At 73.9% G+C, this 9,498-nt stretch carries 11 protein-coding genes; 5 read left to right on the plus strand and 6 right to left on the minus strand.

Translation table 11 applies throughout. From position 1 onward, the window contains the following. Positions 1-660: alpha/beta fold hydrolase (locus VF468_00385; GenBank protein HEX5876784.1), on the minus strand; the 660-nt coding region annotated here is incomplete at its 3' end. Positions 661-754: 94 nt separating this feature from the next. On the opposite strand from VF468_00385, the gene VF468_00390 reads away from it, so the two are divergent. Genes VF468_00390 through VF468_00400 form a run of 3 tightly spaced genes read left to right on the plus strand, consistent with a single transcriptional unit; the run spans position 755 to position 1,712 of the window. Beyond that, positions 755-1,141, plus strand: a complete 387-nt coding sequence (locus VF468_00390) for a VOC family protein (GenBank protein ID HEX5876785.1) — start codon at positions 755-757, stop codon at positions 1,139-1,141. Between the two features lie 8 nt (positions 1,142-1,149). Further along, positions 1,150-1,386, plus strand: a complete 237-nt coding sequence (locus VF468_00395) for a hypothetical protein (GenBank protein ID HEX5876786.1) — start codon at positions 1,150-1,152, stop codon at positions 1,384-1,386. A 5-nt stretch (positions 1,387-1,391) separates the two neighbouring features. Then, entirely contained in the window at positions 1,392-1,712 is a 321-nt protein-coding gene (locus VF468_00400; GenBank protein HEX5876787.1) for a dihydrofolate reductase family protein, read from the plus strand. Here VF468_00400 and VF468_00405 read toward each other — a convergent pair. The 4 genes from VF468_00405 to VF468_00420 all read right to left on the minus strand — a co-directional run bounded on the left by VF468_00405 (position 1,709) and on the right by VF468_00420 (position 7,156). Further along, on the minus strand, positions 1,709-1,876 hold the full coding sequence (locus tag VF468_00405; GenBank protein ID HEX5876788.1) for a hypothetical protein: 168 nt from the start codon (positions 1,874-1,876) through the stop codon (positions 1,709-1,711). The two genes, VF468_00400 and VF468_00405, sit on opposite strands and share 4 nt — an antisense overlap. 63 nt (positions 1,877-1,939) lie before the next feature. After that, complete coding sequence (locus tag VF468_00410) at positions 1,940-5,323, minus strand: AAA family ATPase (GenBank protein HEX5876789.1); 3,384 nt, start codon at positions 5,321-5,323, stop codon at positions 1,940-1,942. A 61-nt stretch (positions 5,324-5,384) separates the two neighbouring features. After that, positions 5,385-6,341 carry an LLM class flavin-dependent oxidoreductase gene (locus VF468_00415; GenBank protein ID HEX5876790.1) on the minus strand — a complete coding sequence of 319 codons (957 nt, stop codon included), beginning with the start codon at positions 6,339-6,341 and terminating at the stop codon, positions 5,385-5,387. An 11-nt stretch (positions 6,342-6,352) separates the two neighbouring features. Then, positions 6,353-7,156, minus strand: a complete 804-nt coding sequence (locus tag VF468_00420) for a class I SAM-dependent methyltransferase (protein ID HEX5876791.1) — start codon at positions 7,154-7,156, stop codon at positions 6,353-6,355. 92 nt (positions 7,157-7,248) lie between these two features. On the opposite strand from VF468_00420, the gene VF468_00425 reads away from it, so the two are divergent. Both VF468_00425 and VF468_00430 read left to right on the plus strand, forming a co-directional pair. Beyond that, positions 7,249-8,223, plus strand: a complete 975-nt coding sequence (locus VF468_00425; protein ID HEX5876792.1) for a LysR substrate-binding domain-containing protein — start codon at positions 7,249-7,251, stop codon at positions 8,221-8,223. Between the two features lie 312 nt (positions 8,224-8,535). Then, the gene (locus VF468_00430; protein HEX5876793.1) at positions 8,536-9,177 is read left to right on the plus strand and encodes an SDR family oxidoreductase; all 642 of its coding nucleotides are present in this window, start codon (positions 8,536-8,538) and stop codon (positions 9,175-9,177) included. 18 nt (positions 9,178-9,195) lie between these two features. Here the strand turns inward: VF468_00430 and VF468_00435 are convergent. Further along, positions 9,196-9,498: hypothetical protein (locus VF468_00435; protein HEX5876794.1), on the minus strand; the 303-nt coding region annotated here is incomplete at its 5' end.

Consider the following 9,498-nt stretch of genomic DNA (forward strand, 5'->3'; position numbering starts at 1 on the left):
GTGCCGGTCGTCGGCGCCGACGACGAGCAGCACCGGCACCCGCAGCCGCGCCATAGCCGCCCCGGCCTCCACCCCCCCGTACCCCGAGGGTCCCGACAGGCTGACCACCCCGGCCACCGGCGGGCGGATCCGGGTCGCGGCCGCCAGCACCGCCGTGCCCCCCATCGACGAGCCGATCAGCACCACCCGCTCGGCGCCGCGGCGGCGCAGCTCGGCGGTGGCCGCGATCACGTCGTTGTCGACCCGGCTGTCCGGTCCGGGCCGGGAGTCCCCGGAGCCGGCGAAGTCGAAGACCAGCACCCGATAGCCGCGCCTGGCGAACTCCCGCGCCTGGGGGAGCCACTCGCACAGATCGCTGCCGAGCTGGTGGGCGAGCACCAGCCCGGTCTGCCCGCTGCCAAGCACCACCCCGACCAGGGTGGACCCGTCGGTCGTGGGGAACCGGAACACCCCGGCCGCCTCGGCGGCCCGCAGGCACGGCCCGGCGGCCGCGGCGGAGGTGGTGGGTGGCACGGCGGTGGAGGCTGTCGTCGCCGGCCCTTCGGTCGGCTCACCGTCGCCGGGCCCGCCGCAGGCCGAGGCCAGCACGAGAGCGACGACGGCGAGGGCCCGGCGCCCGCCGTGGGCAGGTTGCCTGCGAGGCTCGTCGCGATTCCTCATCCTTGCTCTTTGCGTTCATCGCCACCGCACCGCCGTGCAGGTAGGTTGAACGCCTGGCGGGCGTGGAGCAGGGACGACCAGGAGGGGTGGAAGGATGCGGATCGGGCTGACCGGGATCTACGTCGACGACCAGGACCGGGCCGAGCGGTTCTACACCGAGGTGCTCGGCTTCAAGGTCAAGACCAGCGCCGCCTACGGCCCCGGGGAGCGGTGGCTGAGCGTGGTCGCACCCGAGGACCCCGACGGGGTCCAGCTGGTGCTGCACCTGACCGACGAGCCGGCCCGGGCGTTCCGGGCGGCCAGCCGTGAGCAGGGCCGGCCGGTGATCTCGCTGACCACCACCGACTGCGCCGGTGAGGCCGAGCGGCTCAAGGCCAAAGGGGTGGTGTTCGTCAAGGAGCCGGGGCGGATGGCCTACGGCGGCATGGACGCGGTGTTCGACGACACCTGCGGCAACCTCATCAACCTCCACCAGGACTGAGAGGCTCGATGGGACGCTTGGTCATCAACAACGCCGTCACGGTCAACGGCGCCTTCGAGGCGCCGTCACCCGAGGAATGGCTGGTGCTGGACGCCGACAGCAACAACGTCTCACTGGAGCAGTTCCTGGTCGCCGACGCGATGGTGCTGGGCCGCAAGACCTATGAGGGGCTGGTGAGGGGCTGGCCGCGGTCTGGCCGACCCTGGCCGACGACCCGGCCCTTGGCGTGTTCGCCAACCGGCTGAACAGCATGCCCAAGTACGTCGCCTCCCGGAGCCTCCAGGAGCCGCTGGAGTGGAACGCCACCCTGCTCAAGGGCGACCTGGCCGAGAGCGTGCCCGCGCTCAAGGAGCGGCACGGGCTCCTGGTCGTCTCCGGCGCCGGCGAGCTGGCCCATGCCCTCACCGACCAGGGCCTGGTCGACGAGTTCTGGTTCTGGGTGTACCCCTGGCTGTGGCCGGCCGGACCGCGGATCTTCGACGGTGCCGGGCCGGTCCGGCTGGAGCTGATCGGGTCGACGGCCTTCGCCTCCGGCGTGGTCCGGCTGGCCTACCGGCCCGCTTCCGGTTAGCCGGGCGGCGGCGCCGTCGCCGGGTCGACCAGCTCCGAGAGCACCCGGAGCAGCTCCAGCCACCCCTCGAAGCGCAGCGGGTCGCGTCCGTCGGTCGTGGCCGTCCCGGCGAGCGGCTGCGCCTGCTCGACCACGATGCGGATCAGCATCGGTGCCACCGCCATCACGCCTCCTCGCCGGAACGGTGCATCCCCGCAGGTTGGCGTTCCCCGCCACTGCACGACGGTTCAGGAACGCTCCCAGGTGATCGGGACGCGTGGGTCGGGGGTGTAGGAGCAGTACCGGCCGGTCCGGATGGTGGAGGACAGGTGGCGGCCGAGCGCGGGGTTGGCGCGGGCGAGGTTGGCCATGGCCGTGCGGATCGCCCTGGTCGCGTTGAGCCTGGCCCGCTCGGCGTGGGACGCCGCCCGGCGGTCGCGCCCGCCCAGCCCGACCGCCCGGGCCAGCTCGTCGGTCAGGAAGTCCAGCTCGGCTCGGGCCCTGGCCGCGCGGGCCGGGTCGTTGAAGCTCTCCGCCTCCTCCAGCTCCGCCCGCAGCTCGTCCAGCCGGGCCTTGTAGGCGGCCTTGGCGGTGGCGTCCAGCAGCTCCCCGGCGTCGCCGAGGTCCGGGCGCAGGGCCAGCTCACCGTCGCCGGCGAGCGACCTCGGCCCCATGGGCGCCGCCGTCGCCGCCTGGCCCTCGGCCGCCTCCAGGTCGATGGCGTGGAGCTCCGTTCCCGGATTGGCCAGCAGCCGGGCCAGGTGGTGCAGGCCCTTGGCGTCCTTCAGCCGCACCACGACGCCTTCGTAGCCGACCGTCCAGTACTCGCCTTCCTGGCGGAACAGGTTCCTGGCGGCCGCGGGCGCGGCGACCTCGGCGGCCGTCCCGGCGCGGGACGTCTCGCCTGGCTGGAGGGCCCGGATCTCCTCGGCCAGGGCGGTCATGCCCAGGGTGCCGGCGGTGGCCAGGGCCTGGTCCAGGAGCTCGGCCGCCCGCCGCCCGTCGGTGGCCTGGCCCCGAGCCAGCAGCATGCGGGCGTACTCGTAGCGGCTGCGGGCCAGCAACGGCCTGGCCCCGAGCCGGCGATGGACGGCGATCGCCGCCTCGAAATGGTCGCCGGCCTCCGGCCAGCTCGAGGTCACCGTGGCCAGCAGGCCCAGGTAGAACGACACCGACCCCAGGCACACCACCGGGTGGGGCATCGCGACCACGACGACCTGGTTCCGGTACGGCAACAGCGCCTCGTAGAGCCGGCCGGCCGCGCCCGGCTCGCGGAGCCGTGCGGCCACCAGGGCGGCAACGGCCATCACCGGCGGCCAGAGGCCGTCGCGGGGCCGCCCGAGGAGCCCGCTCGCCAGGTGCTGGAGCGACCCGCGGGCGGCGGCTTCGTCGCCGTGGTCGGTGTCGGTCAGGGCCAGCCAGAGCCTGGGCCAGGCAGACCAGGGCGTGCTCACCATCTGCTCCTGCCAGGCGGGGCGCAGCTCCTGGAGGCGACCTTGGGCCCAGCGGAGCGCCTCGATCAGGTCGTTGTAGGCGAAGGCGGTGTTCGGTCCGTCCGGCTGCGAGGAGCGGGCCTGCTCGGCCAGCGCCTCGGCTTCGCCCAGGGACCCCTGGAGCAGCGCCAGCATGGCCCGCATCGTCGACGCCACCCACCGATGGGACGGCATGTGGAGCTCCTCGGCCAGCCGGGCACAGGCCACGACGTCGTGCTCCACCACCCCGATGTCCCCCGACTGCAGCGCGCTGGTCGCCCGCCGGCTGCGGCCGGCCAGCTCGAGGTCCTGGTCGCCGGTCGCCCGGGCCAGCCGCAGCAGCTCCTCGGCAACGGCCGAGCGCTCCTCCAGCCCGTCCGGTCCCCACACGGCCATCCACCGTGCGCGCAGGGCGCCCGCGAGGGCGGCGGCGTCGCCGAGGCGCCGGCCCAGCTCGACCGCCTCCCGGCTGATCGGCCCGGCCAGCTGCGTCTCGTCCGAGAAGGTCAGCTCCAGCGACAGGCGCGCCAGCAGCCGAGCCCGCACGGGGCTGTCGGACGCCGGCACCGCGTCCAGGGCCTCCCGCAGGAGCCCGACGAGCCGCCGGTTGACCGTCCCTCCCCCGAGCAGACGGGCGCCGAACACCAGCGCGGCCTGGGCGAGCTGCTCGCTCGAGCCCAGCCGCCGGCTCAGCTCCGCCGCCTCCAGGCAGCTCTCCTCCGCCTCCCGGTAGCGTCCCGCCCTGGCCAGGGCCGCGCCGAGCCGCAGCAGCAGGTCGCAGCGAACCGGCTCGTCCGGGCCGACGAACCGCAGGGTCTGCAGCGCCCGCCGGTACTGGACGGCGGCCTCCTCATACGCGTGCAGGTCCATGGCGCGCTCGCCGGCTTGGCGGGCGTAGGCCAGCGCCTTGGCCGCCTCACCGGCGGCCGCGGCCTCGGCGAAGTGGCGGGCGAGCTCGGCGACATGGGACGCCAGGCCGCCGCCGTACTGGTGCTCGATCGACTCGCCGACGCGCCGGTGCAGGTCCACCCGGGTCGGGATCGGCAGCCGCTCGTAGAGCACCTCCCGGATCAGGGAGTGCGAGAAGCGGTAGCGGCCGGCGGCGCCTTCGCCCTCGATCACCACGTCCAGCGCCGCGGCTTCCGACAACCCGCCGAGGATGCGCTCGATCGGCAGCTCGCAGGCGGGCCCGAGCAGCGGCAGGTCGAACTCCCGGCCCACCACCGCCGCCACCGACAGCACCTGCACGGCATCGGCGGACAGCGGGGCCAGCCGCCGTCCGATCGCCGTCCGCACGCTCCCGGACAACGGCACCCGGAGCCGGCCGGGGTCCTGCAGCGTGACGTCGCCGCCCAGCAGCCGCACCGTCTCCCGGACGAACAACGGGTTCCCCTCGGTCGCCTCGTGGACGGCGGCGACCATCGCCTCGGAGGGTTCCACCCCCGACAGCGCCTCGATGAGGCCGCCCACCTCGCCACGGTCCAGACCCCGGAGGCTGAGCAGATGGCCCTCGCGGACCAGCTGCGAAATCGTGTCGCCGGCCCCGTGCACGCGATCGGCCGTCACGTCGCGATAGGTCCCCACCAGCAGCAGCCGGCCTCCATGGGGGTCGCGGGCCAGGAACTCCAGCAACAGCAGCGAGGAGGCATCGGCCGCCTGGAGGTCCTCCAGCACCAGCATCAGCGGCTGCGCCGCCGCCGCCTCCCGCAGGAACCCGGCGACCGCCTCGTACAGCGAGAAGCGCGCCGCATCGGAGGCCCAAGCGGAAGGGGCCGGGACCGTGGTCGTTCCGAGGCGCTCGCCCAGGCCAGGCACCAGCTGGGCGACCTGGCCCGCTCCGGCGCCCAGCCAGGCGCCGACGGTCTGGTCGTCGAGGCCCTCCGCGAGCAGCTGGAGCGTCTGCGCCCACGGCCAGAACGGGGGCGCGCCTCCAGCCTCCCAGCAACGAACCCAGTGCACCCGCGCCCCCCGCTTGGCCGCGTGGTCCGCCAGGTGCTGCGCCAGCCACGTCTTGCCGATGCCAGGCTCCCCAGCGATCAGCAACACCCGCATGCGTCCGGCGATCGCGTCCTCCAGGCCAGCCACCAGGTCGGCCAGCTCCCGGTCCCGGCCCACGAACGCCCGCCCTGCCCCCCGCCCGGCAGGATGTTCCACGTTCATCGCGCTGACCAGCCTAACCCGAGCCCAGGACGCCCGGAACACTCTCCGCCGGGGTGCGCGGCTACGGTTGCCGTGGGACGAGGGAGGTGACGCGCTCGCGGAACAGCTCCAGCTGCCGGGCCTCGTCGGCGAGCGGCCAGACGAAGATCCGCCGCGCGCCCGCCTCGATCCAGGCGGTGAGCCGCTCGGCGCACAGCTCCGCCGGGCCGATCAGCAGGGGGGCGGAACGCAGCGCCTCGGCCGGCCGGTGCAGCATCGGCGCGAGCACGCCGGTCAGCGTCCGTTCGGCTTCGCCCTTGTCCTCGGTGATGTGCAGCCAGGTCGTGGCGATCGCGCTCGCGAGCAGGCCCGGCGTCCTGCCGAGGCGCCGTCGTTCCTCGGCGAGCCGGTCCAGGCTCTCGCGGAACCGCTCGGGCGTGGTGTTGTAGGCGGACGCGAGCCAGCCGTCGCCCAGGCGGGCCACCCGTCGCAGCCCGGCCGGCGAGCCCCAGCTCGCGACCCAGATCGGCGGGCCGGGTCGCTGCACCGGCCGCGGTTGGAGCACGACGTCGCGGGTCGAGTAGAACTCGCCCTCGAACCCGTGGACGTCGTCGTGGAGCAGCACGCGCAGCACCCGCAGGGCCTCGTCGAAGCGTCGCCATCGCTCCTGGAACCCGATACCGGCGGCCGCGTAGTCACCCGGCGAGGACCCAGGACCCACCCCGGCGACCAGGCGGCCGCCGGACAGGATGTCGATCGCGGCCAGGGTCTTGGCCAGCTGCACCGGCCCGCGCAGCACGGGAAGGCTGGCGGTGGTGACGAGCGTCATGTCCCCTGACGACTCGATCGACGCGCCGAGCGCGGTCGGGCCGTCGAGCCACGGCCGGCCGAAGACCAGGTGGTCGTTGGCGCAGAGGTAGCGGTAGCCGAGCCCCGCCGCCGCACGGGCGTAGGCCCCGAGGCCATGCCGGGACCGTGGGGTCCCGAGGTCGATCAGCGGCAGGTGAGCTCCATATGCCACCTCCTGATCTGGGGTCATGCCTCCGGACGCTACAGCCACGCCGGCTTCCGGACGACGGCCTCCAGGTAGTCGAGCCGCAGCACCAGGGTCTCGTCCTCGGACACGTCGAAGCGCCTGGCCACCTCCAGCAGCTCGGCCTTCAGGGCGCCGGCACGGTCCGGGCCCAGCGCCTGCAGCGCCTTGGCGGTCGGGTCGTGGAAGCTGCCGAAGTACTCCACCTGGTGCTCGGCCGATGGGAAGCGCCACAGGAAGCTGCGCCGCGGGGCGGTGATGGCCACCTCGGGACCGAACAGCTCGCGCAGCCGCTCCTGGGTGCCCCCCAGGATCGGCGCCTCGAGGGCTGCCGTCGCCGGGAGCTGCCTGCCGATGGCGGCGAACAGCTCGCCGACATAGCCGTCGGGGGTCCAGCAGACCATGCCGATCCGCCCACCTGGCCGGCAGACACGGAGCAGCTCCTCGACCGTGCCCTCCTGGTCGTGGGCCGAGATGGCATCACCGGCCGACAGCACGACCTCGAAGGAGCCGTCGGGGAACGGGAGCTGCTCGGCGTCGCCCTCCAGGAAGGCCACCTCCAGGCCCTCGGCCTCGGCGCGTCGCTGGGCCCGCTCCAGCAGCTGGGGAACGTCGACGCCCACGGCCCGGCAGAAGCGGCGGGCGGCGGCCAGTGCGCCGCTGCCGCTGCCGCAGGGTACGTCCAGCACGCGCTCACCGGCGCGCAGGTCGACCGATTCGCAGAGCAGCTCGCTGGTGAGCAGGGTCCGCGCTCCGATGGCGGCGGCGTCGCCCACCGACCGGCTGGATCCCAGGAGCTTCTTCTCAGGGCTGGCGCGCACGGGACTCCTCTCGGAAGTGCTGTGACCTCAAGGCTCGCCGGATCAGTGAATCAGGTCAAGTTACAGATTCTCCACTCTGATAAGCTCTGCTTATGCTGGATCCTCGCCGGCTCCGTGTGCTGCGGGAGGTCGCCGGCCAGGGCTCGTTCTCGGCCGCGGCCGAGGCGCTCGCGTTCACGCAGTCGGCGGTCAGCCAGCAGGTCGCCGCCCTCGAGCGGGAGACGGGCACCAGGCTCGTCGAACGTGGCGTGCGACCGGTGCGCCTCACCGACGCCGGCCGCGCCCTGCTGGTGCACGCCGAGGCGGTCCTCGCCCGCCTGGACGAGGCCCAGCAGGAGCTCGGGGAGATCGCCGGGTTGCGGCGGGGCCGCCTGCGGCTGGCCAGCTTCCCCACCGCCATCGCCACGCTCGTCCCCCGGGCCGTCGCGCTGTTCAACCAGCGCCACCCCGAGGTCGACCTGACCGTGGTCGACGAGCACCAGCAGGGGCTGGTCCCGATGCTTGCCCGCTGGGAGCTGGACCTTGCCCTCATCTACGACCACGAGGCCCTGCCCGGGCCCGAGGTGCGTCTGGAGCGGACCCAGCTGCTGGACGACCCGTTCGAGCTCGTCGTGCCCGACGGCCACCGCCTCGCTCGCCGCGCGTCGGTCGCTCTGGAGGCGCTCGCCGGCGAGACCTGGATCGGCGGCACACCGGACGGCGCCTACGCCCAGATCATCCTCCACAGCTGCCGGGCGGCCGGCTTCGAGCCACGCGTCGTCTTCGGCAGCGACGACTACAACGCCGTGCAGGCCTTTGTCGCTGTCGGCCTGGGGGTTGCCATCCTTCCCCGCCTGGCGCTCTCGTTCCCGCGACCGGGCCTCACGCGCGTCGCCCTGACCGACCCGCCGGTGCGGCGAATCGCCGCCGCCCGGCTGGCGGCCAGCTTCCGCTCGGCGGCCACGGCGTCGATGCTCGGGGTCCTGAAGGAAACGGCGGGTACCTGGGCTGGTGTCGGACGGCACGATGCGCCGGTGACGGCCGGCACCGCCGGCCGCCGCCTCGGGCGTCATGCTTCGAATGGATAGGCGACAACTGGCGCCCGGCATGTCAAGGAGGAACTGACATGGCCACCAAGCAGAAGCAGGCGCTCGACGACCGCGGGTTGATCCGCCACCAGCTGCGGCTCGGAGCTGGGTTGATCGCGTATGGTCACCACAGCTCGTCCGTGGGCGGCCAGTGACATGCCCCGGACCCTGCGTCAGCTCTGGGCCGACGAGGACGACGCTCACGACCGGGAGTTCGCGTACAAGCGGCGAGCGACCCGTCGGCGCGCCAAGCAGGCCGGCCGTGCCCGCAGGCCGGTCGTGATCCATGGGAAGGCTCAGTAGACTTCACCCATGGACGTCCTGGTGGCCGGTGGCCACGGAAAGATCGCCTTGCGCCTGTTGGGGCTGCTGGCCGCGAAGGGTCATCGCGCCCGTGGCCTGATCCGCAAGCCTGAGCAGGCCGCCGACCTCGAGGCGGTCGGCGCGGTGGCGGTCCTCGGCGACCTGGAGGCCGACGCGAGCCTGGCCGAGTACGTCGAGGGCGCCGACGTGGTGGTCTTCGCCGCCGGCGCGGGCCCGGGCAGCGGTCCGGAACGCAAGCGGACCGTTGACCTCGGCGGTGCCGTCAAGCTCGTCGACGCGGCCCTGGCGGTCGGCGTGCGCCGGTACGTGATGGTCAGCTCGATCGGGGCGGACCGGCCGCAGGCCGCGTCCGGCGGCATGCGGCCCTACCTCGCGGCGAAGGCCGAGGCCGACGACTATCTGATGGCGAGCGGCCTGGAGTACACGATCGTCCGCCCCGGCTCGCTCACCGACGATCCGGGGACCGGGCGGGTCCGCGTGTCCACGGACCTGGGCAGTCGCGGACAGATCCCGCGCGACGACGTCGCGGCGGTCATCGCCGAGGTGCTCGACGCCCCGAACACGATCGGCGTGACCTTCGAACTGTTCAGCGGCGACCTCCTGGTGGTTGAGGCCGTCCGGTCGCTCTGACCGCCGGGACCGGGCACCTCAGCTCGGGAGCCGGCCGCCGAGCGCCCGGGAGCCTTGGATGAACGCCTCGTAGACGGGGTCCGGGGCCAGCAGGGCGTTGATCATGAGGCCGAGCTGCCGGCGGCCGTCCGGGGTGCTGAGGACGATGCTCAGGAAGCCGGGGATGCCGCCGGCGTTGCCGAGCAGGGGACCGGCGGGCGTCTCGACCTCCACCAGTCCCAGGCCGTAGCGGTCGTACAGGGGGAGCGGGGCGGAACCAGGGGGGACCGCGACCATGGTCGTCATCTCGGCCAACAGCGGGGGTGGCAGCAGCCGGCCGCC

The organism is Actinomycetota bacterium, assembly GCA_036280995.1.
Taxonomy (GTDB): domain Bacteria; phylum Actinomycetota; class CALGFH01; order CALGFH01; family CALGFH01; genus CALGFH01.